The following is a 26,354-nucleotide window of genomic DNA, read 5'->3' as shown; positions in this document are numbered from 1 at the left end:
CGGCCTCAGTCGGGGATCTGCGGCTCGACCAGCCGCATCAGCTGGGCCAGCGATTCCTGCCAGCCCAGGTAGCACATCTCCGTCGGGATCACCGCGGGGATGTTCTCCTGCACCACGGTCATCTCCGTGCCGCAGGACACCTTGCGCAAGGTGATCGTGGTCTGCATGCGGCCCGGCAGATTCGGGTCGTCGAACTCGTCGGTGTAGCGGATCTTCTCGCCCGGCACCAGTTCCAGGTATTCGCCGCCGAAGCCGTGGGCGTGGCCGGTGCCGAAATTGCGGAACGCCATGCGGTGCCTGCCGCCGACCTTGGCATCAAGCTCGAAGACCTCGCAGGTGAAGCCATACGGGGGCAGCCAGCGCACGACCGCGTCCGGCTCGAGGAAGGCGCGGTAAACGGTGTCGGGTGATGCGCGCAGGACGCGATGCAGGGTAACAGTGCCAGTCGTCATGATGAATCCGCCTTTGAAGGAAGTGGTGCGTATCGGGACGACGTATGAGCTTGGGGCGGATCGACAGGCCGGGCATTGGGACAAACCCTGAGTCCGGTCAAGCTGCCGCGTCCGCCATCTCCCGCAACAGCACGTCCTCGTAGAACGCGCCGATCGGCAGCGTCCGGTCGCGCACCTGGATCTCCAGCACCCAGATGCCGTCTGCCGGCACGAATTCGGCCTGCGCCAGCCGGTGCCGGCCGTACAGCGCGTGCGGAAAATCCGCCACCCGGTGGCCCGGCACCTCGCGCACCAGCTCGCAGCCATAGTCGCGCGCGTAGGCCTCGGCGCGGTCGTACAGGGCCGCGCCGGTCAGCCCGCGCAGCCAGTCCTCGCGGGTGCGCCGGAACACCTGGCGCGCGGCTTCGGCGCAGCGCCGGCGGTCGGCATCCGCGCCCAGCACGAAGGTGTCGCCATAGTCGCCCTCGTAGCCGTCCCATACCGGGCCGATGTCCACCACGAACACGTCATCGTCGCGCAGCCGGCGCTGGAAGTCGGTAGGCTGCACCGCCGGCGACTGCGAGTCGGGGCCGAAGCGCACGTAGGTCGGATGCCAGTTGTGCGACGCGCCCATGCGGCGCAGGTGGGCATCGGCCGCCGTGACCGCCTCGCGCGTGGTCATGCCGGGCCGCAGCAGCGCGGCAATCTCGCGCACCGCCTCGCGCGACCGACGGCGGGCGTCGAGGATGCCGTCCAGGCTGAAGCGCTGGCCGACCTGTTCCCACGGGTGGGCCGGGGCCGGCGCGACGCGCGTGGCGGGCCGATCCCGCGCCGGCACGAAGGCCTCGGACACGAAGCGGTCCGGCGGCAGGCCGGCCGCGCACAATCGATCCCGCGCCGCGCGCACCATGGCCGGGTTGCCGCAGGCGTAGGCCACCGTGCGCGGCCAGTCGTGGTCCGCGGCCAGGGCGGCGTCCTGCACGTGCCAGGCGGGCGCGGCGGATGCCCGCGACAGCACCGCCTGCCATTGGAACCCGCTGTGCTTGCCCTGCAGCGCGTTGAGCAGCGGGCCCGCGTAGCAGTCGTCCTCGTCGCGGCCGCCCCAGTAGAGCGTGACGCGCCTGATGCGCGGGTCCTGCAATGCCGCCATCATGATCGCGTGGACGCCGGCATAGCCGGTGCCGGTGGCCAGCAGCACCAGCTCCTGGACCGCCTCGGCCCAGCCCCGCGCCGGCCAGACGCAGGCGCCGTGCGGGCCCGCCAGGGTGAGCGTGTCGCCGGGCATCAGGCGCGGCAGCACCCGTTCGGTGAAACCGCCGCCGGGCATGCGCCGGATGTGGAATTCGAGTCGGGCGGGGCCGGCCGCGGCTGGCACGCTGGCGATGGAGAACGGGCGCTCGCCGCCATCTTCCATCTGGAAGCGCACATGCTGCCCGGCCTGCCAGGTGAAGGCCCCGGCGGCGTCGTGGGGCGCCACGATCAGCCGGGTCACGTCGGCGGTCAGCGGTACCCGCGACAGCACCGTCACCGGGTAGTGGCGCGCCGGTTGCGCCGGCGCCTGCCAGTGCGCAAAGCGCAGCGCCAGGTCGCCGGTCGCCCGGCACTGGCACATCAGCAATTCGTCGGCGGCGGTGACATAGGTGCGCTCGGTGGGCGGCGCGATGCGGGCGTAGGCGCCGCCGGTCACCTGGGCCCGGCATGAACCGCACTCGCCGCGCTGACAGGAAAACGGCACGGCCACGCCCTGGGCCAGCGCGGCTTCCAGGATCGAGGTGCTGCCATCGCTGGTGAAGCGGCCGTGCTCGAGGATGATGGCGTGGGCGGGCGTGGACATGGCGCGATTCCGGTGGCGTGCCCCGGGGGGGGGGCGATGAGGCAATGTAGCGATAGAATGGCTCGATGAAATAGGGCCATTTTCATGAACCAGACCAAGCCACTTTCGCGCGATACCCGCCAGGAGGCCAGCCTGGACCTGCCGGTCGATCCGCCGCGCCCGGACGAATCCAAGCAGTCCTGGGTGTACCGGCAGATCCGCGAGCGCATCCTGCGCGGCGTCCTGCCCTCGGGCGGGCGGCTGCCGTCCACCCGCAGCCTGGCGGCGCGCTGGCATGTTGCCCGTTCCACCGTCGAGGCCGCCTACGACCAGTTGCGCGGCGAAGGCTATACCGCCGGCGCGGTCGGGTCCGGCACCTATGTGGCGGCGGTCATCCCGGACAATTTCTTTCGCCACGGACTGCCGGGCGATACGGCCACGGCGCCCGCTGCCGCCACGCGCGCCGCGCCGCGCTCGGCCCCGCGGGATGCCGACCGTTCGGTTCCTCCCTTGCGGCACGAACCGCCTTTCACCGCGCGCGGCGCCGACGCCTCGCTGTTCCCCATGGCGGCCTGGCGCCAGGGCCTGCTGGCCAGCGCCCGGCGGGTGACGGCGGCGCAACTGGCGCGCGAGGATCCGCAGGGCTGGTATCCCCTGCGCGAACAGATCGCGCGCTATCTCGGCGCGGCGCGCGGCATTGCCTGCGATGCCGACCAGGTGGTGGTGCTGACCGGCATCCGCGACGGCCTCGATCTCAGCGGGCGCCTTCTGCTCACGCCGCGCGACAAGGTGCTGGTGGAAGACCCCGGCTACCTCAATGCCATGCCGCTGTTCAGCCAGTACACGCGCCGCGTGGTGCCGGTGGCCATCGACCAGCACGGCTTCTCGGTGGCCCGCGCCCGCCGCCATCGCGGCGTCAGGCTGGTGCATGTGACGCCGGCGCACCAGTCGCCCACCGGCGTCACCATGCCGGTGTCGCGCCGCCTGGAGCTGCTGGACTGGGCCGAGCAGGCCGGTTGCTGGATCCTGGACGACGACTACGACAGCGAATTCAACTACGACGGCGCGCCGCTGGCGGCCCTGAAAAGCCTGGACCGCGCCGACCGCGTGATCCACTGCGGCAGCTTCAACAAGACCCTGTTCAACGCCCTGCGCATCGGCTACGCGGTGCTGCCCCGGCCGCTGGTGGCGGACTTCGCCCGCGCCCGCTACCTGACGGGCCGCTCCGGCAGCATCGTCGAGCAGATGACGCTGGCGGCGTTCCTGGAGAACGGCGGCTTCGCGCGCCACGTGCGACGAGCGCGGCCGGTCTATGCGCAGCGGCGCGATCGGGTGCTGCGCATGTTGCGCCAGGCGGTGGGCGCGGCGCCGCTGCAAGTCAGCGGCGAACACGCGGGCTTTCACCTGGTGTGGTGGCCGCCGCCCGGCATCGACGTGGCGGCATTGCTGGCGCGGGCGCGCGCGCTGGGCGTGGGGCTGCAGCCGGTCGCGGAATTCTGCCGGCGCGTGTCCTGGCCGGCGGGCGTGGTGATCGGCTACAGCGCGCGCCAGGAGGCGGAACTGGACAGCCTGGAGGCGCTGCTGCGGGAAGTCGCGGGCGTTTCGTAGCAAAATGCGGCATGGCGCCGCCGCGTCCCCTTCACCGTTTTTTCCAGGATTCCTCATGCCGCAACTCGATCTCTACCAGGTGGACGCTTTTTCCGCCGCGCCCTTTGGCGGCAACCCCGCCGCGGTGGTGCCGCTGGAGGCATGGCTGCCGGATGCCACGCTGCAACGCATCGCCGAAGAGAACAACCTGTCCGAGACCGCCTACGTGGTGCGCCGCGGCGACATCCACGAGCTGCGCTGGTTCACGCCCGCGGTCGAGGTCGACCTGTGCGGCCATGCGACCCTGGCGACCGCCTGGGTGCTGTTCGAGCAATTGGGCGCCAGCGAAGAGGTGCTGCGCTTTGCCACCCGCAGCGGCGAACTGCGGGTGCGGCGCGCCGGCGACGGGCTGGCGATGGACTTTCCCGCCAGGCGCCCGGTGGCCGAAGCCATCCCCGACGGCCTGCTGCGGGCGCTCGGCCTGCCGGCGGCGCGCGCGCTGTACCGCACCGACGACTACCTGGTTGTGATCGACGACGAAAGCCTGATCGACGGCCTCGCGCCCGACTTCGCCGCGCTGGCGGCGTTCGACGTGCGCGGCGTGGCGGTGACGGCGCCGTCCACCCGCTACGACTTCGTGTCGCGCTGGTTCGGGCCGCGCGTCGGCGTCAACGAAGACCCGGTCACGGGGTCGGCGCACACCTCGCTGGCGCCTTATTGGGGCGAGCGGCTGGGCAAGACCCGGCTCACCGCCGAGCAGGGCGGGGCGCGCAAGGGCCAGCTGCGCTGCGAGCTGCGCGACAACGGCCGCGTCATCATCAGCGGCCAGGCCGCGTTGTACCTGCGCGGCACGATCTTCCTGTGAACCGCGCCGCCATCACCGAAAACCTATTGCCTCATCAACACTTCAAATAAGGCCGCCGCGACACGCGCCTAGAATCTGCCGTCACGAGAGCCGGACGGAACGATCCTTCCGCCGCCGGACACGACAACAAGGAGACGCAGGGCAATGGATGCGGTGTGGATAGTCGCCCTCGGGGCGGCCGTGGCGGGATTCGTGCAGGGCCTGTCGGGCTTTGCCTTCGGCATGGTGGCCATGTCGTTCTGGGCCTGGGTGCTGGATCCGCGGCTGGCGGCGGCGCTGGCCGTGTTCGGCGCGCTCACCGGCCAGCTGCTGGCGGTATTCTCGGTGCGGCGCGGCTTCAACTGGCCCTTGCTGTGGCCCTTCCTGCTCGGTGGCCTGGCGGGTATTCCGCTGGGCGTCCTGATCCTGCCGCACCTGGACATGGACTGGTTCAAGGCGGTGCTGGGCGCGCTGCTGGCGCTGTGGTGTCCGGTCATGCTGATGGCGCAGCGCCTGCCGCGCATCGGCGGCAATCGCTGGGGGGACGGCGCGGTCGGGCTGGTGGGCGGCGTGATGGGCGGCATCGGCGGCTTCGCCGGCAGCGTGCCGACGCTGTGGTGCACGCTGCGCGGTTTCGGCAAGGACACGCAGCGCGCCGTGATCCAGAATTTCAATCTGTCGATGCTGGCCGTGACCATGGCCACCTACCTGGCCACGGGCATCGTCACGCGCGACATGGCGCCCATGTTCGCCGTGGTGGCGCCGGCCATGCTGATCCCCACGCTGCTGGGCACGCGCCTGTACATCGGCATATCGGAAGTCGCGTTCCGCCGCCTGGTGCTGGGGCTGCTGACCTGCTCGGGACTGACACTGCTGGCCTCCTCGGTGCCGCGGCTGCTGGGGTATTGAGGGCCGATCCGCGTCCGGCCCGCTCCCGGCCTGTGCTCTGCCGCAATGGCTTCACGACAGTCCCACTCCTTCCCGCACGCTCGCCGCCAGCATCTGCGCCGTGGCCGCCGACAGCGTCCAGCCCAGGTGCCCATGGCCGGTGTTGTAGAACACGCCGGGCCGCTTGCCGGGGCCGACGCGCGGCATCATGTCGGGCATCATCGGCCGCAACCCGCACCAGGGCACCACGCGCGCCGTGCGCACGCCGGGAAAGTGGCGGCGGGTCCAGTCCACCAGCGGCTGGATGCGTTCGGCGCGGATGTCCAGGTTGAAGCCGTTGAACTCGGCCGTGCCGGCCACGCGGAAACGGTCGCCCAGGCGGCTGGTGACGATCTTGGCGGCCTCGTCCAGCAGGCTCACGCTGGGCGCGGCGGCCTGGCTGGCGGCGTCGTCCAGGTGCACGCTGATCGAATAGCCCTTGACCGGATAGATGTTCAGCCTGTCGCCCAATTGCCGCGCGAACTGGCGGCTGGCGGCGCCGGCGCAGACCACGATGGCGTCGGTCTCGTGCTGTTCGCGCCGCGTGCCGTCCTCGCGCGCCAGGTCCAGCACGTAGGGCAGGCCGTCGCGGCTGATGGCGCGGATGTCGGCATCCTGTTCGAAGCGCACGCCGCGGCGCGCGCAGGCCCGCGCCAGGCCGCTGGTGAACTTGTGGATGTCGCCGGTGGCATCGGACGGCGTGTAGAAGCCGCCGTGGCAGGGCGTTTGCAGCGTCGGCTCGATGCCGCGGATTTCCTCCGGCGTGACCGCGTGCCGCTCCAGCCCGCCTTCGCGCAGCAGCGCGTTGGCGCGGCGCGCGGTCTCGAAGCTGGCGGCATCGTGGTAGATGTGCAGGATGCCGCGGCGCTCCAGGTCGAAATCGATGCCTTCCTCCTCGGCCATGGCGTACAGGTGCTGGCGCGCCTCGATCGCCATGCGCGTGGTGGCGATGGTGTTCTGGCGATAGTTGCGGATCTGCCCCATGAACTGGGCCAGCCATGAATACTTGTGCCAGCTCGGACGCGGATTGAGCAGCAGCGGCGCGTCGTGGCGGCCGAGCCAGCGCAGGCCTTTCAGGATGGTGGCGGCGCTGTTCCAGACTTCGGCATTGCTGGCGGACAACTGGCCGCCGTTGGCGTAGGACGTCTCCATGGCGGGATAGCGCTGACGGTCGTAGACGGTGACGTCGTAGCCCAGTTTGCTCAAGGCGTAGGCGGACGTGACGCCGGTGATACCGGCGCCGATGATGGCGATGCGGGGCATGATGGCTCCAGATGGCGTGGCCACGATCCGATGATCGCGGCACCCCATCTGTCTCTGTACCTGAGAGCTTCACCCGGGCGCGAGGGCGCGGGTTCCCCTTCGGTGGGCGCCAGGCGCCTCTCTCCAGATTGTCTAGACCGCGCAGTCCTGTTGCCTGAGAGTTTCCGGGGCGGTTGCTCCGTCGGCGCCCGCCACGGGGGACGGGACTCTTCTGCGGGGTTTTGAATCGACGCAGTGAGAATAGCCAAAATCTGCCGCGAGCGGGACTCAGGGTTAATACCAGGAAGGAGGCGGATAGGCTCTACACTGGGCGCCAACCCGCGCGGCACGCGCCGGTCAGAAAACGAAAGGACGATCCCGCATGCGCGCTCCGGCAATGTTCCGTATTTCCCTGCTATCCACGACGTTGGCGCTGGCCCTGGCCGGCACCGCCTCGGCCAGCCCGGCCGTTGCGCAAGCGCCCGCCGCCAAGGCAGCCACGGCATCGGCCTCCGCATCCACGCCCGCCAAGGCCGATCGCGCCACCGCCGCCGTCGACGCCGCGGTGGCCGAGGTCATGCGCCAATACGGCATCGACGGCATGGCCATCGGCGTCAGCCACAACGGCGAGCAGCGCTTCTTCAACTATGGCGACGCCTTGCGCCAGCCGCGCCGCGCCGTTTCCAGCGACACCCTGTTCGAACTGGGTTCGATCAGCAAGACCTTCACCGTCACGCTGGCCGCCTACGCGCAGGCCACGGGCCGCCTGTCGCTGGCCGACAGTCCGGCCAAGTGGGTGCCCGAGCTGCAGGGCAGCGAATTCGCCAAGCTGACGCTGGTGAACCTGGCCACGCACACCGCCGGCGGCTTTCCCTTGCAGGTGCCGGACGCGGTCCAGAACACGGCGCAACTGATGGACTACCTCAAGGCCTGGACCCCGCGGTATGCGCCCGGCACGAAGCGCACCTATGCCAACCCTAGCATCGGCATGCTGGGCGTGGTGGCGGCGCGCGCGCTGGGCGAGTCCTACGTGGCGGCGATGGAGCAGCAGCTGTTTCCCAAGCTGGGCCTGCGCGACACCTGGCTGGAAGTGCCGCCGCGCAAGATGCCCGACTACGCCCAGGGCTACGACAAGCAGGACGCGCCGGTGCGCCTGAACCCGGGCGTGCTGGCCGACGAGGCCTACGGCGTGAAGTCCAGCGCCCGCGACATGCTGCGTTTCATCGAGATCAACCTGGGCGCCGCGCCGGTCGACGCCACGCTGCAGCGCGCCATCGCCGAGACCCACACCGGCTATTACCAGTTGGGCGCGATGACGCAGGACCTGATCTGGGAACAGTATCGCTACCCGGTGTCGGTGGACGACCTGGTGCGCGGCAACTCCGCCCAGGTCGCGTTCGAGACCCTGCCGGTCAAGGCCCAGCAACCGCCGCTGGCGCCGCAGCAGGCGGTGTGGGTCAACAAGACCGGCGCCACCAACGGCTTTGGCGCCTACGTGGCGTTCGTGCCGTCGCGCAAGCTCGGCATCGTGATCCTGGCCAACCGCAACTATCCCAACGAGGCGCGGGTGCGGTTGGCGCTGCGGGTGCTCGAGGCGCTGGCGCCGTGAATGCCGCCGCCCGGCGCGCGGCGGCCTTCAGGATCGGGCCGCAGGGGGCGCCTGGCCGGCCGCCCTGGCGCCATCGAACCTCGGCAGCAACCCCATGATCTCCAGCCGCGCGCACAACTCGCCCAGCCGCCGCAGCTTGTACGCTTCGACATCCATGCCGCCATAGTCGTAGAAGCCTTGCCCTTCGCGCAGGCCGTTGCGCCCCTGTTCCATGTTGCGTTCGATGATGGCCGGGGCCGCGAAGCGCGCATCGAGCGCGCCGGACAGGTAGCGCGAGGCGTAGTAGAGGATGTCGCCGCCGCCCCAGTCGATGAACTCCAGCAGGCCCAGCACCGAGAAGCGCAGGCCGAAGCCCAGCCGCACGGCGGTGTCGATGTCCTCGGCGCTGGCCACGCCTTCCTCGACCATGCGGGCCGCCTCGTTCATGGCCAGCGCCTGGATGCGCGGCACGATGTAGCCGGCGGCGGGCGCGCACCGCACCGGCGTCTTGCCGGCCAGGCGCAGCACCGCCAGCAGGTCCTGCAACGCCGCGTCGCTGGTCCGCGGGCCGGGGCTCACCTCCACCAGCGGGATCAGGTAGGCGGGATTGAGCCAGTGCGCGTTCAGGAAGCGGCCGGGCGCGCGCACCATGTCGGCCAGTTCGGTGACCAGGAAGGTCGAGGTGGTGGAGGCGATGACGCTGTCCGGCGCGCAGGCCTCGCCGAGCCAGTCGAAGGTGTCGCGCTTGATGTCCAGTTGCTCGGGCACCGCCTCGAACACCACGCGGGCGCGGGCCAGGTCGGCCAGGGCGTCCTCGCGCGCCACCAGGCGCACGCGGCCCAGCGCGGTGTCGGCCTGGGCCTCGTCCAGCAGGCCCAACCGCACGAGCGTGCCCAGTTCGCGCCGCAGGCCGCCCAGCACGCGGGCGAAGGTTTCGGCGCGCTCGCCGCGCGCGCGCGGCTTGATGTCGATCAGCGTAACGTCCAGTCCGGCATGGATGTATGACAGGGCGATGCCCATGCCCATGCGGCCGGCGCCGACCACGCACAAGGTCCGTTCCATGGTCAGCATCCTTGCGCGAGCAGCGCGACCATGTCGGCGCGCGACAGGGCGTCCAGCCCCAGCGCCTCCAGCGTGCGGCCTTCGGCGTACAGGTCGCGGCCGGTCACGGCCGAGGCCACGCTCAACAGGCCCTGCGCCACCGGCGTGGGCACGCCGGCCCAGCGGCCGGTCGACACCAGGAACGACAGGCCCAGGCGCGTGTCTTCCAGCATGTAGCGGTGCGTGCCCAGGTCGATGGTTTCGCGCCAGTCGCCGCTGTCGGTCAGCTTGCCGTGGGCGCCGCGGCCATACATCCATTCGTCGCCCTCGCTGGCATAGTGGTCGGCCAGCGGAAAATGCGGCGCGGCGTAGCCCAGCGCGGCGCGGATGGCGATGCGTTCGGCGTCCAGCGCGTCGGTCACGCGGCGGATCGACGGCTGCGTGCCCTCGTTGTGGATGTCCCAGCGTTCGAAGTGTTCGAGCGGACCGGCGTTCATCAGGATCAGCGGCGGGTGGATCACCGGGCCGGCGTTCATCAGCGCCCCGGACAGGGCGTCCTCGATCGGTTCGACGCTCGGATAGGCCTGCGCCAGCGTTGCCAGCGCGGAGCCGGCCAGGCGACTAGGGAACACGCCGGTGGGCAGGCGCGTGGCGTAGGCGCTGATGACGACGCGGTCGCCGTGCTTGCGCGCCAGATAGGGCAGGGTGCCGGTCTCGGCAAAGGCGACCTCGGCCGGGTTGCCGGCCTGGCGCAGGGCGCGGGCAAACAGATAGCTGCCGAAGGTGCCGGGCGGCAGGAACACCACCTGGCCGTCGCGCAGGTGCGGCGCCAGCTCGGGCGCCAGCGCCGCATGCGAGGTGGACGGCAGCGGAATCACCAGCAGTTGCGCGCCCGCGGCGGCGGCGGCCAGGTCGGCCGTCAGCTCGATCTGGCCGGGCGCCTCGCCCAGGGCGATACGGCGGGTGCCGCGATAGTCGGTGACTTCCAGGGCGCCGGCGCGGCGCGGGCTGTCGAACGCCGCCGCGTCGCGGCGCCACAGGCGCACCCGATGTCCTTTTTCCGCCAGGTCGGCGGCCGCCGCGTAGCAGCCGTGGCCGCCTCCAATAACGCCGATGCGCATGATCGAGCTCCTTCGTGAGAGCTTCGATCCTAGCGATGGCCGGCACGGCGGACTGCGCCGCAGGCGCAAGCGGAATACGGAATCGGCAAGGGAATGCGCGGCGGGGCGCGGCCCGCTGCGTCGGCAGGCGCGACCCGCCACCGCAATGGGCCTGGCGCCCCGCGCTTGAACAGACCTCGCGCGCCGCCCTTCAACAGGCGCGGGCGCGGCCCTGCCGGAGCGTGTCGGACGGCAGGCAGCCGTAGCGCTTGCGGTAGTGCGTGGCGAAATGGCCGAAGCTGGTCACGCCGCAGCGCAGCAGGATGTCGGTGACGCTGTCGCCGTCGCCGGCGTTGCCCAGCGCCGCGTGCGCCAGCGCCAGGCGGCGGTTGCGCAGGTAGTCGCTGGGGCTCTGCTGCAGGAACTGGGTGAAGCCGTTCTGCAAGGTGCGGATCGAGACGCCGCAATGCGCGGCCAGGTCGGGCAGGGCGATGGGCGCGTCGATGTGGTCTTCGATGTAGTCGCGCGCGCGCCGCACGTGCAGCGGCAGCGGCTGGCGCCGATCGGCGCGCAGCGCCTCGGAATAGTTGTGCGGCAGCTGCATCAGCAGCAGCGAGACCAGGTAGTCGGAAAAGCCCGCCGCCAATGTCTGCGTCACGCCTTCGATGGCGGGGTGCTGGTACAGCCTGCACAGGTAGTCCAGCGTTTCCTGCACCGCCGCCAGGCCGGCCGAACCGGGCGCCGCCTCCAGGTCGAACACCAGCGCCTGGCGCAGCGGACGGTCCAGCAACTGTTGCAGCTGGCGTTCCAGCGCCTGCCGCTCGACCCGCAGGATCAGGCTGCGGCAATCCGGGCCGATGCGCAGCACGCTGCGCTCGGAGGGCGACGAAATGGTCAGGCCGCCTTCGCGCAGGGCCGCGCTGCGCTTGCCCAGCGTGACCTGTCCGGCGCCTTGCAGCGTGACGCGCACCAGGTAGTAGCGGGCGATGTCGCCGGCGTCGATCTCGACCTCGGCGCCATAGTGCAGGTCGAACAGCGCGGCGCTGCCGAAGAACACGCCATACAGGCGCGATTGCAGGGGATCGCCGCGCGCCACGCACATGCGGTGCGACCACAGGTGCTGGCTGACCTGGTAGGTGATCTCGGAAAGATTGCCCGAATCCAGCAGGCAATGGCGTTGCAGCGGATAGGTATCGTGGAACATGCTTTCCTGCGCCCCGGGAATAGCCGTTGCGCGCCCGGTATAGAGCCGGCCGGCGCAAAGGCCTACAACAGATGCAGCCATCGGAATGGCGAACCAGACAGCGGGACGCCGCCACCGCCTCGATGCGGCCGGCGCGATCCCATTGCGATACAAGGGAAGAACATGACGGGCGATACCGGAACCGACGCGGCGCAGAAACGCTATGCCTATGAATGGTATGTCGTCCTGATCTGCATGCTAGCGTACATATTTTCGTTCGTCGACAGGCAGATCCTGGCCCTGATGATCGAACCCATCAAGCGCGACCTGCAGCTCTCGGACACCCAGTTCAGCCTGCTGCACGGGCTGGCCTTCTCGCTGTTCTACGCCTTCATGGGCATCCCCATCGCGCTGCTGGCCGACCGCTATTCGCGGCCCCGCATCATCGCCATCGGCGTGGCCTTCTGGAGCCTGGCGACCGCCGCCTGCGGCCTGTCGAAGAACTTCGGCCAGATGTTCCTGGCGCGCATCGGCGTGGGGGTGGGCGAGGCGGCGCTGTCGCCGGCCACGTATTCGATGCTCAGCGACATGTTCCCGCGCCACAAGCTCGGGCGCGCCGTGGGCATCTATTCGATCGGCTCGTTCATCGGCGGCGGCCTGGCTTTCCTGATCGGCGGCTATGTCATCGACCTGCTCAAGAGCGTGGATAGCGTGCGCCTGCCCGGCGTGGGCGAACTGCGGCCGTGGCAGGTGACGTTCTTCATCGTCGGCCTGCCCGGCGTGCTGGTGGCGCTGCTGATCCTGCTGACCGTGCGCGATCCGCAACGCAAGGGCCTGCGCCACGACGCCGACGGGCGGGTGCAGAAGCCCACCGCGGGCGCATTGTTCCGCTTCCTGGGCCGCCATCGCGGCACCTTCTGCTGCCATTACCTGGGGTTCTCGTTCTACGCCATGATCCTGTTCTGCCTGCTGGGCTGGACGCCGGCCTTCTACATGCGCAAGTTCGGCCTGTCGCCGGTGGAGGCGGGCTACATGCTGGGCACCGTGGTGCTGGTGGCCAACACCGCGGGCGTGTTCTGCGGCGGCTGGCTGATGGACTGGCTGGCGCGGCGCGGCTACAGCGACGCGCCTCTGCGCGCCGGCGTCATCGGCGCGATCGGCATGGCGCTGCCGGCCGTGGCCTTCACCCAGGCGAACGGGTTGTGGCTGTCGGTGGGCCTGCTGCTGCCGGCGATGTTCTTCGCCTCGTTCCCCATGCCGACGTCCACGGCGGCCATGCAGATCCTGCCGCCGAACCAGCTGCGCGCCCAGGTGTCGGCGCTGTTCCTGCTGATCTCCAACCTGGTCGGGTTGGGGCTGGGCACCACGGCGGTGGCGCTGCTGACCGACCGCCTGTTCCGCGACCCGGCGGCGGTGGGGCATTCCATGTCGCTGCTGATCGGCGTGGCCACGCTGCTGTGCATCGGCCTGCTGGCGGCAGGCTGCGGCAAGTACCGGCGCAGCCTGGCGCGGGAAGAAGGCGAGCGCGCCGCACCCGCCGCGCAGGTTGCGGCGCCAGCGCGCGCGCCTGCCGGGCAGACGCCGTGACGCGCGCGATGCCGCAAGCCCGGTGAGGCGGCATACGGCTGCCGCGCCCGCGCCGGGGCGCGGCGGTCAGGCCGGGCCATCCCGGACCGGCGTCCGCCTTTGTCCTGGCGCAAACCTCCAGGCCCCGTCCAGCCCCCCGCGATTCGCCACTGCGGCGATAATCGCGCGCATGACCTACCAATTACTCAAAATGCTGCATGTCGCCGCCGTGGTCGCATGGCTGGGCGGCTCCCTGTTCGTGTCGCTGTTCCTGCTGTCGTCGCAGCCGCCCGACAGCGACGAGGCGCCCAAGGAACGCAAGATGCTGGGCGCCCTGCGCCGCTGGACGCTGTTCGTCACCACGCCGGCGATGGTGCTGGCCTGGCTGGTCGGCCTGCACCTGGCCGTGACCTTCGGCTGGTTCGCCATGACCTGGATCTGGATCAAGATCGCGCTGGCGCTGGTCCTGTCGGGCCTGCTGGGCGTGCAGAGCGCGGCCTTGCGCCGCCAGGCCCAGGGCGGCGCGAAGCGCGCGCCGCTGGTCGACCTGTACGCGCCGCTCACGGTGGTCGCCGCGGCGGTCATCGTGACCCTGGTGGTGGTCAAGCCGTTCTGAGGCCCGGCCTGCGGCGTGGCCACGCGGCGCCGGCATGCCGGGCCGGCGCGCGCCGTCGGCGCGGGGCGCGGCCGCTTATGCGCCGGCGCCATATCCAAACACCCCCGTAATAACGACTCAACGAAGTATTCGTTCGTGGCCGCGGGGGCCATCCCTAGAATCGTCTCCTCATAACCGTATCGACTGAGAGGCGATTTCCATATGACTCCCCGTACTTACAGCGCCCGCGCGGGCACGTTGGCCAAGGCCCTGCTGGGCGCCGTGCTGGCCGCCGCCGCCATGTTCCACGGGCCGGCGTTCTCCGCCGATCCCAAGCCGCTCAAGGTCGGCGTGCGCGGCGGCGTCGACGAACAGATCTGGGAAGTGGTGGCGCAGGTCGCCAAGAGGAACGGCCTGGCGGTCGAGCCGGTGGTCATCACCGGCACCGCCAGCCCCAACGAGGCGCTCAACAACGGCGACCTGGACGCCAATGCGTTCCAGCACATCCCGTTCCTGAACGACCAGATCAAGCAGCGCGGCTACAAGCTGGTGTCGGTCGCCAATACGCTGATCTCGCCCATCGCCTTCTATTCGAAGAAATACAAGTCGCTGCAGGCCCTGCCCGAGGGCGCCAAGGTCGGCATTCCCAACGATCCCAGCAACCAGACCCGCGCGCTGGTGATCCTGCGCGACCAGGGCCTGATCACGCTCAAGGACGGCTTCGATCCGGCCACCGGCACCGCCACGCTGGCCGACGTGACCTCCAACCCGCGCAAGCTCGACTTCGTCGAAAGCGCCTCGGTGGTGCTGGCGCGTTCGCTGCCCGACGTCGACACCGCGGCCATCGTCAACAGCTTCGCCTACCAGGCCGGGCTGATCGCCACCCGCGACGGCATCGCGGTCGAGAAGAAAGAGAACAACCCCTACGTCAACATCATCGCCGTGCGCGAGAAAGACAGGAACGCGCCCTGGGTGCCCGAGCTGGTCAAGGCCTACCACTCCGAGGAAGTGCGCCAGTTCATCCTGAGCAAATACGAAGGCTCGGTGATCCCGGTCTTCTGAGCCGGAAGGCGCGGCGGCTCCATCCGGCGCCGCCGCCAATCCCGTCCGCGCCATGGCATGAGCCGGGCGCGCGGGCGGCTCGGGAACACAGCATGATGCAACACGACATTCCCCTGGCGGATCCGGCCCTGCGGCCCGCCGCCGACGCGGCGCGCGACGCCCACATCGTTTTCGACGGACTGCAGAAACGCTACCAGGGCCCGCGGGGCACGGTAACGGCGCTGTCCGATATCTCCTTTGCCATCGGGCGCGGCGAGGTGTTCGGCATCATCGGCCGCAGCGGCGCCGGCAAGTCGACCCTGCTGCGCTCGATCAACATGCTGGAGCGGCCCAGCGCCGGCCAGGTGCGGGTCGACGGCGTCGACGTCGGCGGCCTGGACGAGGACGCGCTGGTCGGCCTGCGGCGCCGCATCGGCATGATCTTCCAGCACTTCAACCTGCTGTCGGCCAAGACGGTGGCGCAGAACGTGGCCCTGCCGCTGCGCGTCGCGGGCGTCAGGCCGGCCGAGGCGCGCGCCAAGGTCGACGCGCTGCTGGACCTGGTCGGATTGCGCGACAAGGCCGACACCTATCCGTCCAAGCTGTCCGGCGGCCAGAAGCAGCGCGTGGGCATCGCCCGCGCCCTGGTGCACGACCCCGAAATCCTGCTGTGCGACGAAGCCACCTCGGCGCTCGACCCCGAAACCACCCAGTCGATCCTGGCGCTGCTGCGCGACATCAACCGCAAGCTGGGCCTGACGGTGGTGCTGATCACGCACGACATGGCGGTGATCCGCGAGGTCTGCCACAAGGTGCTGGTGCTGGACGGCGGCCGCAAGGTCGAGCACGGCGAGGTCTGGCGCGTGTTCGGCAATCCGCAGGCCGACGCCACCCGCGCGCTGTTGCGGCCCTTGCAGCATGACCTGCCGGCCGACCTGGCGGCGCGGCTGGCGCCGGACCTGGCGGGCCTGTCGGGCAGGGCCGGCGTGGCGGTGCTGCGCCTGCGCTTCACCGGCCAGGGCCGCCCCGACGGCGTGTCGCTGCAGGCGCTGGCGGCGCTGGGCCCGGGCGCGACGTTGCTGCACGGCGGGCTGGACCGCCTGCGCGGCCACGCCCAGGGCAGCCTGCTGGTGTCGGTGCCGGCCGCCGTTCTACAGGAAGAGGCCGCGCGCGCCGCGCTGGTGGCCGATCAGATCGAGGTACTGGGCTATGTCGCTGCCGATGCTTGATAAATACCTGCAGGCCTTCCTGCAGACGCTGACCATGGTGGGCGTGTCCGCGCTCATCGCGATCGCCGCGGGCCTGACGCTGGCGGTGGTGCTGACCGTCACCGCGCCGGGCAACCTGTATCCGCGGCCGCGCCTGAACAAGGCGCTGTCGATCACCGTGAACACGTTCCGCGCCATCCCCTTCATCATCCTGCTGGTGGCGATGCTGCCGTTCACGCGCATGCTGGTCGGCACCACGCTCGGCACCTGGGCCGCGATCGTGCCGCTGTCTGCCAACCTGGTGCCGTTCTTCGCGCGCATCGCCCAGGTCAGCCTGAACGACGTCGACCATGGCCTGGTGGAAGCCGCGCGCGCCATGGGCTGCCGCCGCTGGCACATCGTGCGCCACGTGCTGCTGCCCGAGGCGCTGCCCGGCATCATCGGCGGCATGACCGTCAGCGTCATCGCCATGATCAACGCCTCGGCCATGGCCGGCGCGGTGGGCGCCGGCGGCCTGGGCGACCTGGCGATCCGCTACGGCTACGAACGCTATGAAACCCGCGTGATGTTCGAAGTGATCGTGATCCTGATCGCGCTGGTCTCGATCGTGCAATTCACCGGCGAATGGCTGTCGCGCCGCGCCGACCACAAGCGTTGACGGCGCCGCGCCGTCCGCTTTCCTGAACCGATTTCCGGAGACTCCCATGTCCGACACGCAACACCACGGCTTCGCCACCCGCGCCATCCACCTGGGCTACGACCCGCTGGACGAACAGGGGGCGCTGTCGCCGCCCCTTTACCTGACGTCCACCTATACCCAGGACAGCATCGAGGCCTTCGACCGCATCCGCCTGGGCGAACAATCGGGCTACGTCTACGGCCGCACCCGCAACCCGACCCAGGCCTTGCTGGAAGAGCGGCTGGCCTCGCTCGAAGGGGCCGAGGCCGGCGTGGTCACGGCCTCCGGCATGGCGGCGATCTCGGCCACGCTGCTGTCGCTGCTGCAAAGCGGCGACGAGATCGTGGTCGACCAGATCGTCTACGGCACTGCCTTCACGCTGTTCGCGCAGGGGTTGCCGCGCCTGGGCATCAACGCCGTGTTCGCCGACTTCACGCGCCCGGAAACGGTGGCCGCCGCCATCGGCCCCAAGACCCGCGCGGTCTATTTCGAGACGCCGGCCAACCCCAACCTGCGGCTGGTCGACATTGCCGCCATCTCGGCCATCGCGCGCGGCAAGGGCCTCTTGACCATCGTCGACAACACCTTCGCCACGCCGGTGCTGCAACGGCCACTGCAGCACGGCGCCGACATCGTGCTGCACTCTGCCACCAAGTACCTGGGCGGCCACGGCGACCTGCTCGCCGGCGCGGTGGTCGGCCGCAAGCAGCACATCGACGCGATCCGCCTGCAAGGCCTGCGCTACTTCACCGGCGCGACGCTGTCGCCGTTCACCGCCTTCCTGGTGTTGCGCGGCCTGAAGACGCTGGAATTGCGGGTCGAGCGCCACAGCGAATCGGCATTGAAGGTGGCGAAGTTCCTGCGCGAGCACGCGGCGGTAGCCGACGTGTTCTACCCGGGCCTGCCCGGCACGGCCGGCGCCGAGATCGCGCGGCGCCAGCAGGCGGCCGGCGGCGGCCTGGTGGCGTTCGAACTGAAGGGCGGGCTGGCCGCCGGCCGGCGCCTGCTCGACAGCCTGAGGCTGGCGCGCATCGCCGTCAGCCTGGGCGACCCGGAAACCCTGATCCAGCATCCGGCCACCATGACGCACGCCAGCTACACCGCCGAGGACCGTGAGAAATACGGCTTGTCGGAGGGGCTGCTGCGATTGTCCGTGGGCCTGGAAACCGCCGCGGACATCCTGGCCGACCTCAAGCAGGGACTGGACCGCGCGGCGCGGTGACGGCGAGCCGCCCGGCTCCACAAAGGTTCGAGTGCCGGCCCCTCAGCGCAGCACCGAGGTCAGGCTGTCGAACTGCTGCGCCTCCAGCCGCGCGCGTTCCTCGGTCAGCTGGCGCACGGCCAGCTGGTGCGCGCGGAAGCGGTTCAACAGGCTGTCGCGGTCGAACACGATCTCGTTCTGTTCCACGCGCCAGGAACGGCGGTTGTCGTCGAGCAGATTGATCATCTTCTCGAACTCGGCCAGCGTCTGGCGCTCCAGGTCCCAGTTGCGGGCCAGCATTGCGCGTTGCTGCGGGCGCGCCTTGATCGCGCCCTCGACCATCTGGTTCTTCTGCTGCTCGCTCAGATCGAGCGAACGGATGGTGGCGGGCACGTCCACCAGCAACCGCTGATTCTGCTGGCTGTATTTCTGCACCACGCGCTGCGATTGCTCCAGGATCAGTCGGCTTTCCACCAGCCCTCGGTCGCGCGCCAGTCGGTTGGGAATGAACAGGTCGGACAGCCGCACTTCGTCCAGTTCCCGCATGTAGGCGCGGTACTGCGCCACCCGTTGTCCCAGCATGATCTTGACACCGCGTTCGATCTCGCCATACACGCCGCGCGCCTTGGGTGTGGCGTCGATGTCCGGCACGTCGCCGGGCGGATGGTCGGGGGCGTTGATCGCCGCGCGCATCCACTCGCCGGTGCGGCGGATCTCGGCCAGGGCAGTGGCTTTTTGCGCCTCGCGATAGGCCGAGAGGCTGGCCAGCGCGGCGACCGCCACCGCCAGCACCACGCCGATGGCGAATGCGGCGCGCATGCGGTGCAACGGGGTGCGAAAACGCTTGAACAACGACAGCACGCCGATCGCGATGGCGGCGGGCAGCAGCAGCAGGAGCGCGCAGCCCAATGCGCTGCCGACGCGGTAGCCCAGCGATTCGGCCGCGCTGGCCGCGCCGGGCGCGTCGTCGCGCTTGATGGCCAGCAGCGCCAGCCACAAGCCGATGTACAGGACCCAGGTCCAGGCGCGCAGCGCCGCGCTGGGCAAGGGCCGCGCGGCAGTGGCCGGCGGCGGGGGCGGCGGCGTGTCGGCGCCTTGCAGGGTGGGTTCTCTACGCGTGTCCACGGCGGCGCCGGTCATGAAATATTCTGCATCAGATGTTACCGTGCGGCCCGGTCAGGCGCAACGCGGCTCGCGCCGCCAGCCCACCCATTCGCCCTCGCCGGCAAAGTGCCGCGGGCCTCGGGCGGCCTGCGCCAGGCCCTCGCGCAGCGGCCGCAGGTCCAGCCCCGGCAGATGGCGCAGCAGGGCGGGCGGCAGCGCGTCGGCGTCGAGATGCTCCTGGCCGAACTCCACCGCCATCGGCGTGCCGTCTTCGATGACGCGCAGGTACCACAGGCCTTCCATGTAGTCGCCGTACCAGGGATCGGGGAATAGCGCCGGCGTGAAACGAAAGCCGAACTCGCACACGGCCTCCCAGGGCCAGGACTGCCGCCGGCCCGTGCCGTCGGGCACGCCCAGCGCGCGCGTGAAGCCCGCGTCATCGAAGCGGATGGTCTCGGCGTAGGGATCCGGGGCGGCGGGCGGGCGAACGAAAAGCCGTTTGAGGCGTGACCACATGCTGGCGGCAAGGCGATGGCGATGGCGGCAGTGTAGCGGGGCGATCGGGCGAGGAATGCTGCAAGAATGTTACAAGCATTGATTCACATCAACTCCGCGCCCCACCGCGCGGGGTAGGGTAGATGTTTTTTCCTGACGGCTCGCCGGCGACCGGCCGGCCGCGTCGGATCGCTCGACACGCATAGCAAGGACTGTATTGATGACGGACAAGATCGCGCCAGCCTCCGAACCTCCCGAAACCGGCAAGGACGACCCCCGCGCCGCCAAGCGCACCGCCGCGCCGCGGCGCGCGCGCACGGCTGCCAAGCCGGCCGCCAGGCAAGCCACCTCCAGGCAAGCCACTTCCAGGCAAGCCGCCGCCGAACGGTCCACCGCCAAACCGCCTGCCTCCAAACGCTCCACCGCCAGGCCGTCCTCGCCGCAGCCGCCCGCCTTGCCTGCCCTGGAGCCCGCGCTGCGGGCGCGCAAGCGTGTCAGCGCGCGCGAAGTCGCGGCGCGCCAGGAAACCACCGCGGTGTTGGCGGACATCGCCCGCCGCTACCAGGTGGGGCAGTCCGGCGAAGCCCACGAAGCGCTGCGGGCGGTCATCGAGGAACTGTCGCCGGACGATGCCGTGGCGGTGCATCGCGCGCTGCTGCAGGCCAACACCCAGGCCCCGGCCGCCCGGCGCAATCCCGACGAGGAACTGGCCACCGACTGGCGCGAAGGCATCTATCCCTATCGTCACCGCATGCTGCGGCGCAATTACGAAAAGCAGAAGTACGCCCTGCAGGTCGAGCTGCTGAAATTGCAGGCCTGGGTCAAGGCCACCGGCCAGCGCGTGGTGATTCTGTTCGAGGGCCGCGACGCGGCAGGCAAGGGCGGCACCATCAAGCGCATGATGGAACATCTCAATCCGCGCGGCGCGCGCGTGGTGGCGCTGGAAAAACCGTCCGATACCGAGCGCGGCCAGTGGTACTTCCAGCGCTACGTGCAGCACCTGCCGACCGCCGGCGAGATCGTCATGTTCGACCGCTCCTGGTACAACCGCGCCGGCGTCGAGCGCGTGATGGGTTTTTGCTCGGAAGAGGAATACCTGCAATTCCTGCACCAGGTGCCCGACTTCGAACGGCACCTGGTCACCAGCGGCATCCACCTGATCAAGTTCTGGTTCTCGGTCAGCCAGGAGGAGCAACGCCGCCGTTTCCTGCAGCGCAAGGTGCATCCGCTCAAGCAGTGGAAACTCAGCCCGGTGGACCTGGCGTCGCTCGACAAGTGGGACGACTACACCCGCGCCAAGGAAGCCATGTTCGCGCACACCGACACCGCCGATGCGCCGTGGATCGTGGTCAAGTCCGACTGCAAGAAGCGCGCGCGCCTGAACGCCATGCGCTACGTGCTGACCCGCTTGCCGTACGAAGGCAAGAGCGGCGCGCCGGAACTGGCGCTGGATCCATTGATCGTGGGGCGGGCGCTGTAGCCGCGCCGCATGCGGGCGCGGCCTACTTGCCGCGCATCTGGTCGATCAGGCGCCTGTCGCGCTTGGTCGGCCGCCCCGCCGCGATGTCCAGCGCCGGCTCGGGCGCCAGGCGCCGCATCTCGGCCGCGCGTTCGCGCGCGGCCACGCTCTCGGGGGTTTCCTCGTACAGCTGGCGCGCCGCCGGCGCCGGGCCGCGCACGCCGCTGACCGCCACCACCCGCACGTGCACCGCGGGATCTTCCTTGCGGATGCTGACCACGTCGCCGGCGCCGACCTCGCGCGCCGGCTTGGCCGGCTGGCCGTTGACCTGCACGCGGCCCTTGCCGATCTCGTCCACCGCCAGGCTGCGCGTCTTGTAGAACCGCGCCGCCCACAGCCATTTGTCGATCCGTATCTTGTCCATCGTCGTCATCGCGAAATTGCGCCATCAAGCGCACATGATAGCGGCTGGCGTCACGGTCCCTCGCGCAGCAGCGCGGCGAAGGCGCTGGCGGGCAGGGCGCGGCTGAAGAGAAAGCCCTGCATCGCATCGCAGCCTTCCTCGATCAGCATCTGGCGCTGCGCCTCGGTCTCCACGCCTTCGGCCAGCGTGCGCATGCCCAGCGAATGGGCCAGTCGCACCACGCCGCGGATCACGGCCGTGGCGGTCGGCACCTTGCCCAGCGCCCACACGAACGACTGGTCGATCTTGAGCGTGTCGATCGGCAGCCGCACCAGGTAGGCTAGGCTCGAATAGCCCGACCCGAAATCGTCCAGCGACGCCGAAATGCCGGCCTCGCGCAGCGCCGCCAGAATGCCGGAGGCTTTCTCCACGTCGCTCATCAGCGAGTTCTCGGTGACTTCCACGTCCAGCAGCGTCGGCGGCACGCCATGCACCGTCGCCAGGCGCACGATGGTCTTGGGCAGGTCGGGCGCGACCAGCTGGCGCGCCGACAGGTTGAACGAGATGCGCGGCACCGGCAGGCCTTCGGCCAGCCATTCGCTGATGTGCAGGCAGGTGGCGTTGGCCACCCATTCGGTCAGCGCCGATTCCAGCGGTGAATCCAGGATCACATCCAGAAATGCCGCTGGCCCGAGCAGGCCGCGGGTCGGGTGGCGCCAGCGCAGCAACGCCTCGGCGCCGCACAGCGAACCGTCGTGCATGCTGACCTGCGGCTGGAAGTGCAGTTCGAACTGGTTGTTGGTCAGTGCGCCCTGGATGTCGCCACGCAGCGACAGGCGCGCGCCCAGGCCCTGCATCAGCTCGCGGTGATAGGCGCGCACCTGGAAGCGGCCGGCCGACTTGGCGGCATACATCGCGGCGTCGGCGTAGTTCAACAGCGTTTCGGCGGACTCGCCGGGCGAGTTCAGCAGCGCGATGCCGATGCTGGCGCCCAGCGACAGCGAGCGTCCGTGCACATCGCTGGGACGCGACAGGGAATTCAGGATTGAATTGGCCAGGGCTTCGGCCGCGCGTTCGTTGGTGTCGCGCAGCACCAGCAGGAATTCGTCGCCGCCAACGCGGGCGCAGAAGATCGACGGCGTCAGGAATTTGCGCAGGCGATCCGCCACGTCGCACAGCAGCAGGTCGCCCTCGGCGTGGCCGAAGGCGTCATTGACTTCCTTGAAGCGGTCCAGGTCCAGGAACAGCACGGCCAGCGTGGCGCCCCGCGCGGCCAGCGCGGGTTCGGCCTCGGCAATCGCCGCCGACAGCGTCTCCATGCACTGGCGCCGGTTGGGCAGGCCGGTGAGGTAATCGTGGGTGGCCTGGTACTTGAGCTGCGCGGTCTCTTCGCGTTCGCGCGAGACGTCGCGCAACAGGATCGCCAGGCCGCCTTCATGGGGAAAGGCGCGCGCTTCGAACCAGGTGGCCAGGGGCGCGTAATAGCCGGTGTGATGAGCGGGGCGGCCGGTCTGCGCGGCCGCGCGACAGGCATCGTAATAGCCGGTGCCGACCAGGTCCGGACAGCTGTCCCACAGGCCGTGGCCCACCAGGTCCTGCCTGCTGCGCCGCAGCAGCCGTTCGGCGCCCGGATTGAGATAAGCGACGCGCCAGTCGCGGTCCAGCGACAGGAAACCGTCGGCCAGGGCATCGAGCGTGGCGCCGTCGACGCCGGCCGCCAGGCGCGCCGCCGCGTCGGGGGAGGGGGATGAGTCGTCGCTTGCCTGGTTCATCACGTTCCGGATTTCCCTGAGCACGATCAATGTGCTGTTTTATCGCATCGGCGAGTCGGCGTAAAAGCAAAAAAAACGGCGCCCCGAAGGGCGCCCAAGACCGGCAAACCGGTATGCGGGCGCAGGGCGCCCGCCAGTACTCAATCCTCAATCCAGCTTCAGGCCGGCTTCCTTGACCACGCGCTGCCACTTGTCGATCTCGGCGCGGCGGAAGGTGTCCAGCTCGGCCGGCGTGGAGCCGATCGGCTCGGCGCCGATGCCTTCGAGCTGTTCGGCGATCTGCGGGTCCTTCAGCACCTTGGCCAGCGCCTGCGACACTTTGTTGACGATTTCCGGCGGCGTGCCGGCGGGCGCGAACACCGCGTTCCATTCGTAGGTTTCATAGCCGGGCACGCCGGATTCGGCGATGGTGGGCAGGTCCGGCGCGGCCTTGGAGCGTTGCGCGCCGCCGACGGCCACCGCGCGCAGCTTGCCGTTCTTCACGTGCTGCCAGGCCGAGCCCATGCTCGCGAACATCACCGGCACCTGGCCGGACATCACGTCGATCATGGCCGGGCCGCCGCCCTTGTAGGCGACGTGCTGCAGCTGGGTCTTGGCCAGCAGGTTGAACAGTTCGCCGGCCAGGTGCTGGGCCGAGCCGGGACCGGCCGAGGCGAAGTAGACCTGTTCCTTGCCGCCGGGCTGGCCCAGGCGGATCAGGTCGGCCACCGTCTTCACTTCGTACGACGGCGTCACCACCAGCACGTTGGGCACGCGCAACAGCAGCGACACCGGCGCGAAGGCGGTCAGGGTGTCGAACTGCATCTTGGGGTGCAGGGCCGGGTTCTGCGCGTGGTTGGAGGCGTCCAGCATCAGCGTGTAGCCGTCGGGCTGGGCCTTGGCGACCACCGCCCCGCCGATCATGCCGCCGGCGCCGCCACGGTTTTCAATGACCACCGGCTGGCCCAGTTCGGCCGCCAGCTTGGGGCCCAGCAGGCGGGCCACCACGTCCACCGTGCCGCCGGGCGGGTAGGTCACGACCAGCGTGACGGCGCGCTCGGGATAGGCGGCGGATGCCGCGCCGGCGGCGCTGGCCAACAGGCCGGCGGCGGCCAGCAGGCTGGCGCGGCGCGCGAGGCGTTTGAACAGAGGGGTCATTGGAATTCTCCTTGGAATTGGAACAGCCGCAACGGTGTGTCGGCGAGTACGGCGCGCCGTTGCGCGGGGTCATCGATCCAGTCGTCCAGCCACTGCGTGGCAGCGGCATACGACGCCAGGTGGCGATGCTCGGTATGGGGCCAGTCGCTGCCCCACATCAGGTGGGCCGGCGTGTAGGCGTCCAGCAGTTGCCGCGCGGCCTCGCGGCCCGACGTGGCACAGGCGGGGCCGGTCCAGTTGCGGTAGGGGGCCGACAGCTTGACCCAGACGCGGCCGCTGCCGGCTTGCCGCAGCAGGTACTGGAAGCCGGGGTCGGCGATGCCTTGCGCCGGATCGGGGCGGCCGAAATGGTCGACCACCACGCGGCATCCTGCCTGCAGCAAGGCCGGCATGATATCGGCCAGGCGCGCGGCCTGCACGTGGATCTCGACGTGCCAGCCGAGCGCGTTGACGCGCTCGAGCAGGTGGCGCCAGGCGGGCGCCGCCAGGTCGGGCAGGTCCAGGCCGATCAGGTTCAGGCGGATGCCGACCACGCCGGCCGCGGCCAGGGCCTGCAGCCCGGCGTCGTCGATGGCGGGGTCCACCACCGCCACGCCACGCAGCCGCGCCGGCGCGGCGCGCAGCGCCTGGAGCAGATGGCTGTTGTCGGTGCCCAGGAAGCTGGGCTGCACCAGCACTCCATGCGACAACCCATGCCCGTCCAGCAGCGCCAGGTACTGGGCCAGCGTGGCGTCGTAGTCGGGCGTGTGGCGGCGCGTGTCCGCCAGGGCCAGTCCCTGGTGGAAGACGTGGGCGTGGGTGTCGACGGCGGCGGTGGCCGGTAGGGGCAAGGCTGTCTCCTGCGATTTGCGGTGCATGCCCCAAGGGGGTGCACATCTGTAAGGTTCTGTAAGCGGGATTCTAGGCAGACAAGGTATAGTTTTCTATTCTGTAAAACTGCTTTATTCATATTGGATTGATATGGAAACCCGGCACCTGCGCTATTTCCTGGCCGTGGTCGACCACGGCAGCGTGAGCCGCGCCTCGGAATGGCTGGGCATCGCCCAGCCCGCCCTGAGCCAGGCCCTGGGCCGCATGGAAAAGGACCTGGGCGTGCGCCTGTTCGAACGCTCGCGCCAGGGTTCCACGCCGACGCCGGCGGCCCTGGCCATCCTGGAGGACGTGCGCGCCAGCATCGCCCGCATCGATGCCGCCGCGCGGCGCGCCCGGGAGATCGGCCGCGGCAGCGCCGGTCAGCTGACGGTGGGGCTGGTGTCGTCGGCGCTGTTCAACACCTTGCCGCGGGCGTTGCGCGAGATGCGGCGGCAGGCGCCCGGCGTGCGCGTGATCCTGCGCGAGATGAGCAACGCCGAGCAGGCCGAGGCCCTGCAGACCGGCGAGATCGATATCGGCCTGATGCACACGCCGGTGGCGGTGGGCGGCCGCATGCGCGAACGCCAGCTGCTGCGCGACCGGCTGGTGGCGGCGGTGCCGGACGAGTTCGACGTCGCCGCCGACGGCCAGGTGTCGATGGCGCAGATCGCCCAGGCCGGCCTGGTGATGTACCCGCAGTCGCAGCTGCCGGCGTTCTACGCCGACATCCTCGATGCCATGCGCAAGGGCGGCCATGACGCCCAGGTGGCGCAGGAGGCCAACCGTACGCTGACCGTGCTTGCCTGCGTGGCGGGCGGCTGCGGCGTGGCGCTGCTGCCCAGCTGGATCCGTTCCATGGATTTCCGCGGCGTGCGCTTTTGCGAGGTGCGCGACGGCGAACGCCTGCCCAGCTTCGACCTGAGCGCCATCTGGCCGGCCCGTTCGGTGCCGACGCTGGCTGACCTGTTCGCCAACCTCGACCTGGGCGGCGACTGAGCTTTCAATCCGCCCGGAGAATGCCTTTCAATTCGTCCGAAGAACGCTTAAGCCACGCTTAAGACGGCATTTTCGCCGGAACTGCGACAT

General features: G+C 70.0%; 24 protein-coding genes and 2 riboswitches. Of the genes, 12 read left to right on the top strand and 12 right to left on the bottom strand.

The features are described from left to right. Positions 1-5 precede the first annotated feature (5 nt). Positions 6-452, bottom strand: a complete 447-nt coding sequence (locus tag ACVN9Z_RS26330) for an SRPBCC family protein (RefSeq protein ID WP_020928567.1) — start codon at positions 450-452, stop codon at positions 6-8. Between the two features lie 97 nt (positions 453-549). Further along, on the bottom strand, positions 550-2,265 hold the full coding sequence (locus ACVN9Z_RS26325; RefSeq protein ID WP_458212817.1) for a M24 family metallopeptidase: 1,716 nt from the start codon (positions 2,263-2,265) through the stop codon (positions 550-552). 84 nt (positions 2,266-2,349) lie between these two features. Between ACVN9Z_RS26325 and pdxR the strand changes: the two genes are divergently transcribed. The 3 genes from pdxR (at position 2,350) to ACVN9Z_RS26310 (ending at position 5,584) form a co-directional block, all read left to right on the top strand. Beyond that, positions 2,350-3,852: a MocR-like pyridoxine biosynthesis transcription factor PdxR gene (gene pdxR / locus ACVN9Z_RS26320; protein WP_054485278.1), complete on the top strand. Its 1,503-nt coding sequence runs from the start codon at positions 2,350-2,352 to the stop codon at positions 3,850-3,852. A gap of 55 nt (positions 3,853-3,907) precedes the next feature. After that, entirely contained in the window at positions 3,908-4,696 is a 789-nt protein-coding gene (locus ACVN9Z_RS26315) for a PhzF family phenazine biosynthesis protein (protein ID WP_024069624.1), read from the top strand. Between the two features lie 144 nt (positions 4,697-4,840). Continuing rightward, on the top strand, positions 4,841-5,584 hold the full coding sequence (locus ACVN9Z_RS26310) for a sulfite exporter TauE/SafE family protein (protein ID WP_054482188.1): 744 nt from the start codon (positions 4,841-4,843) through the stop codon (positions 5,582-5,584). Positions 5,585-5,635: 51 nt separating this feature from the next. Here the strand turns inward: ACVN9Z_RS26310 and ACVN9Z_RS26305 are convergent, their stop codons facing one another. After that, positions 5,636-6,865, bottom strand: a complete 1,230-nt coding sequence (locus ACVN9Z_RS26305) for a D-amino acid dehydrogenase (RefSeq protein ID WP_054505387.1) — start codon at positions 6,863-6,865, stop codon at positions 5,636-5,638. A gap of 44 nt (positions 6,866-6,909) precedes the next feature. Beyond that, positions 6,910-6,996, bottom strand: a riboswitch (glycine riboswitch). A 1-nt stretch (position 6,997) separates the two neighbouring features. Next, a riboswitch (glycine riboswitch) is annotated at positions 6,998-7,089 on the bottom strand. Positions 7,090-7,226: 137 nt separating this feature from the next. Between ACVN9Z_RS26305 and blaELC the strand changes: the two genes are divergently transcribed. Further along, complete coding sequence (gene blaELC, locus ACVN9Z_RS26300; RefSeq protein WP_458212816.1) at positions 7,227-8,453, top strand: ELC family class C beta-lactamase; 1,227 nt, start codon at positions 7,227-7,229, stop codon at positions 8,451-8,453. A gap of 27 nt (positions 8,454-8,480) precedes the next feature. On the opposite strand, the gene ACVN9Z_RS26295 is transcribed toward blaELC, so the two are convergent. The 3 genes from ACVN9Z_RS26295 to ACVN9Z_RS26285 all read right to left on the bottom strand — a co-directional run bounded on the left by ACVN9Z_RS26295 (position 8,481) and on the right by ACVN9Z_RS26285 (position 11,777). Then, entirely contained in the window at positions 8,481-9,494 is a 1,014-nt protein-coding gene (locus ACVN9Z_RS26295; protein WP_024069621.1) for a 3-hydroxybutyryl-CoA dehydrogenase, read from the bottom strand. A 2-nt stretch (positions 9,495-9,496) separates the two neighbouring features. After that, complete coding sequence (locus tag ACVN9Z_RS26290) at positions 9,497-10,594, bottom strand: NAD/NADP octopine/nopaline dehydrogenase family protein (RefSeq protein WP_155873645.1); 1,098 nt, start codon at positions 10,592-10,594, stop codon at positions 9,497-9,499. A gap of 190 nt (positions 10,595-10,784) precedes the next feature. Further along, complete coding sequence (locus ACVN9Z_RS26285; RefSeq protein WP_458212815.1) at positions 10,785-11,777, bottom strand: AraC-like ligand-binding domain-containing protein; 993 nt, start codon at positions 11,775-11,777, stop codon at positions 10,785-10,787. Positions 11,778-11,939: 162 nt separating this feature from the next. Between ACVN9Z_RS26285 and ACVN9Z_RS26280 the strand changes: the two genes are divergently transcribed. From ACVN9Z_RS26280 to ACVN9Z_RS26255, 6 genes are all read left to right on the top strand, one after another. After that, on the top strand, positions 11,940-13,343 hold the full coding sequence (locus ACVN9Z_RS26280) for a spinster family MFS transporter (protein WP_047991267.1): 1,404 nt from the start codon (positions 11,940-11,942) through the stop codon (positions 13,341-13,343). A gap of 169 nt (positions 13,344-13,512) precedes the next feature. After that, on the top strand, positions 13,513-13,938 hold the full coding sequence (locus tag ACVN9Z_RS26275) for a CopD family protein (RefSeq protein WP_053500734.1): 426 nt from the start codon (positions 13,513-13,515) through the stop codon (positions 13,936-13,938). A 201-nt stretch (positions 13,939-14,139) separates the two neighbouring features. Next, the gene (locus ACVN9Z_RS26270; RefSeq protein ID WP_006384864.1) at positions 14,140-14,979 is read left to right on the top strand and encodes a MetQ/NlpA family ABC transporter substrate-binding protein; all 840 of its coding nucleotides are present in this window, start codon (positions 14,140-14,142) and stop codon (positions 14,977-14,979) included. Positions 14,980-15,071: 92 nt separating this feature from the next. After that, entirely contained in the window at positions 15,072-16,187 is a 1,116-nt protein-coding gene (locus ACVN9Z_RS26265; protein ID WP_049055541.1) for a methionine ABC transporter ATP-binding protein, read from the top strand. Beyond that, positions 16,168-16,824 (top strand): methionine ABC transporter permease, encoded by a 657-nt coding sequence (locus ACVN9Z_RS26260; protein ID WP_026383015.1) that lies wholly within the window; start codon positions 16,168-16,170, stop codon positions 16,822-16,824. The genes ACVN9Z_RS26265 and ACVN9Z_RS26260 overlap by 20 nt, the downstream gene beginning before the upstream one ends. A gap of 46 nt (positions 16,825-16,870) precedes the next feature. After that, positions 16,871-18,067: a trans-sulfuration enzyme family protein gene (locus ACVN9Z_RS26255; protein ID WP_070542219.1), complete on the top strand. Its 1,197-nt coding sequence runs from the start codon at positions 16,871-16,873 to the stop codon at positions 18,065-18,067. 42 nt (positions 18,068-18,109) lie between these two features. Here the strand turns inward: ACVN9Z_RS26255 and ACVN9Z_RS26250 are convergent, their stop codons facing one another. Further along, on the bottom strand, positions 18,110-19,186 hold the full coding sequence (locus tag ACVN9Z_RS26250) for a hypothetical protein (RefSeq protein WP_070542222.1): 1,077 nt from the start codon (positions 19,184-19,186) through the stop codon (positions 18,110-18,112). A gap of 36 nt (positions 19,187-19,222) precedes the next feature. Continuing rightward, a complete protein-coding gene (locus tag ACVN9Z_RS26245) occupies positions 19,223-19,666 on the bottom strand; it encodes a hypothetical protein (protein ID WP_006384859.1) in 444 nt (147 codons plus the stop codon). Between the two features lie 199 nt (positions 19,667-19,865). Between ACVN9Z_RS26245 and ppk2 the strand changes: the two genes are divergently transcribed. Next, positions 19,866-21,125, top strand: coding sequence for a polyphosphate kinase 2 (gene ppk2, locus ACVN9Z_RS26240; protein WP_024069612.1), 1,260 nt, complete (start codon positions 19,866-19,868; stop codon positions 21,123-21,125). 22 nt (positions 21,126-21,147) lie between these two features. Here ppk2 and ACVN9Z_RS26235 read toward each other — a convergent pair whose 3' ends face one another. The 4 genes from ACVN9Z_RS26235 to ACVN9Z_RS26220 all read right to left on the bottom strand — a co-directional run bounded on the left by ACVN9Z_RS26235 (position 21,148) and on the right by ACVN9Z_RS26220 (position 25,273). Further along, positions 21,148-21,528, bottom strand: a complete 381-nt coding sequence (locus tag ACVN9Z_RS26235) for an RNA-binding S4 domain-containing protein (protein ID WP_049055401.1) — start codon at positions 21,526-21,528, stop codon at positions 21,148-21,150. Positions 21,529-21,578: 50 nt separating this feature from the next. Beyond that, complete coding sequence (locus ACVN9Z_RS26230) at positions 21,579-23,279, bottom strand: putative bifunctional diguanylate cyclase/phosphodiesterase (protein ID WP_223203204.1); 1,701 nt, start codon at positions 23,277-23,279, stop codon at positions 21,579-21,581. A 147-nt stretch (positions 23,280-23,426) separates the two neighbouring features. After that, a complete protein-coding gene (locus ACVN9Z_RS26225) occupies positions 23,427-24,416 on the bottom strand; it encodes a tripartite tricarboxylate transporter substrate binding protein (RefSeq protein ID WP_006384856.1) in 990 nt (329 codons plus the stop codon). Further along, a complete protein-coding gene (locus tag ACVN9Z_RS26220) occupies positions 24,413-25,273 on the bottom strand; it encodes an amidohydrolase family protein (protein WP_458212814.1) in 861 nt (286 codons plus the stop codon). The genes ACVN9Z_RS26225 and ACVN9Z_RS26220 overlap by 4 nt, the downstream gene beginning before the upstream one ends. 103 nt (positions 25,274-25,376) lie before the next feature. Here ACVN9Z_RS26220 and ACVN9Z_RS26215 point away from each other — a divergent pair, with 103 nt between their 5' ends. After that, positions 25,377-26,264 carry a LysR family transcriptional regulator gene (locus tag ACVN9Z_RS26215; protein ID WP_020928548.1) on the top strand — a complete coding sequence of 296 codons (888 nt, stop codon included), beginning with the start codon at positions 25,377-25,379 and terminating at the stop codon, positions 26,262-26,264. The last annotated feature ends 90 nt before the right edge of the window (positions 26,265-26,354 follow it).

This window comes from Achromobacter sp. KK8, assembly GCF_054188005.1.
The sequence above is the reverse complement of the archived record's forward strand: the minus strand, read 5'-3'. Positions and strand labels throughout refer to the sequence as shown.

Bases quoted from the DNA above. Each gene is read 5' to 3' on its own strand.
- ACVN9Z_RS26310 (WP_054482188.1), top strand. From the start codon at position 4,841: ATGGATGCGGTGTGGATAGTCGCCCTCGGGGCGGCCGTGGCGGGATTC.
- ACVN9Z_RS26330 (WP_020928567.1), bottom strand. From the start codon at position 452: ATGACGACTGGCACTGTTACCCTGCATCGCGTCCTGCGCGCATCACCC.
- ACVN9Z_RS26295 (WP_024069621.1), bottom strand. From the start codon at position 9,494: ATGGAACGGACCTTGTGCGTGGTCGGCGCCGGCCGCATGGGCATGGGC.
- pdxR (WP_054485278.1), top strand. From the start codon at position 2,350: ATGAACCAGACCAAGCCACTTTCGCGCGATACCCGCCAGGAGGCCAGC.
- ACVN9Z_RS26275 (WP_053500734.1), top strand. From the start codon at position 13,513: ATGACCTACCAATTACTCAAAATGCTGCATGTCGCCGCCGTGGTCGCA.
- ppk2 (WP_024069612.1), top strand. From the start codon at position 19,866: ATGACGGACAAGATCGCGCCAGCCTCCGAACCTCCCGAAACCGGCAAG.
- ACVN9Z_RS26290 (WP_155873645.1), bottom strand. From the start codon at position 10,594: ATGCGCATCGGCGTTATTGGAGGCGGCCACGGCTGCTACGCGGCGGCC.
- ACVN9Z_RS26245 (WP_006384859.1), bottom strand. From the start codon at position 19,666: ATGTGGTCACGCCTCAAACGGCTTTTCGTTCGCCCGCCCGCCGCCCCG.
- ACVN9Z_RS26220 (WP_458212814.1), bottom strand. From the start codon at position 25,273: ATGCACCGCAAATCGCAGGAGACAGCCTTGCCCCTACCGGCCACCGCC.
- ACVN9Z_RS26280 (WP_047991267.1), top strand. From the start codon at position 11,940: ATGACGGGCGATACCGGAACCGACGCGGCGCAGAAACGCTATGCCTAT.
- ACVN9Z_RS26215 (WP_020928548.1), top strand. From the start codon at position 25,377: ATGGAAACCCGGCACCTGCGCTATTTCCTGGCCGTGGTCGACCACGGC.
- ACVN9Z_RS26255 (WP_070542219.1), top strand. From the start codon at position 16,871: ATGTCCGACACGCAACACCACGGCTTCGCCACCCGCGCCATCCACCTG.
- ACVN9Z_RS26225 (WP_006384856.1), bottom strand. From the start codon at position 24,416: ATGACCCCTCTGTTCAAACGCCTCGCGCGCCGCGCCAGCCTGCTGGCC.
- ACVN9Z_RS26265 (WP_049055541.1), top strand. From the start codon at position 15,072: ATGATGCAACACGACATTCCCCTGGCGGATCCGGCCCTGCGGCCCGCC.
- ACVN9Z_RS26305 (WP_054505387.1), bottom strand. From the start codon at position 6,865: ATGCCCCGCATCGCCATCATCGGCGCCGGTATCACCGGCGTCACGTCC.
- ACVN9Z_RS26270 (WP_006384864.1), top strand. From the start codon at position 14,140: ATGACTCCCCGTACTTACAGCGCCCGCGCGGGCACGTTGGCCAAGGCC.
- blaELC (WP_458212816.1), top strand. From the start codon at position 7,227: ATGCGCGCTCCGGCAATGTTCCGTATTTCCCTGCTATCCACGACGTTG.
- ACVN9Z_RS26325 (WP_458212817.1), bottom strand. From the start codon at position 2,265: ATGTCCACGCCCGCCCACGCCATCATCCTCGAGCACGGCCGCTTCACC.
- ACVN9Z_RS26285 (WP_458212815.1), bottom strand. From the start codon at position 11,777: ATGTTCCACGATACCTATCCGCTGCAACGCCATTGCCTGCTGGATTCG.
- ACVN9Z_RS26260 (WP_026383015.1), top strand. From the start codon at position 16,168: ATGTCGCTGCCGATGCTTGATAAATACCTGCAGGCCTTCCTGCAGACG.
- ACVN9Z_RS26315 (WP_024069624.1), top strand. From the start codon at position 3,908: ATGCCGCAACTCGATCTCTACCAGGTGGACGCTTTTTCCGCCGCGCCC.
- ACVN9Z_RS26230 (WP_223203204.1), bottom strand. From the start codon at position 23,279: ATGAACCAGGCAAGCGACGACTCATCCCCCTCCCCCGACGCGGCGGCG.
- ACVN9Z_RS26235 (WP_049055401.1), bottom strand. From the start codon at position 21,528: ATGGACAAGATACGGATCGACAAATGGCTGTGGGCGGCGCGGTTCTAC.
- ACVN9Z_RS26250 (WP_070542222.1), bottom strand. From the start codon at position 19,186: ATGACCGGCGCCGCCGTGGACACGCGTAGAGAACCCACCCTGCAAGGC.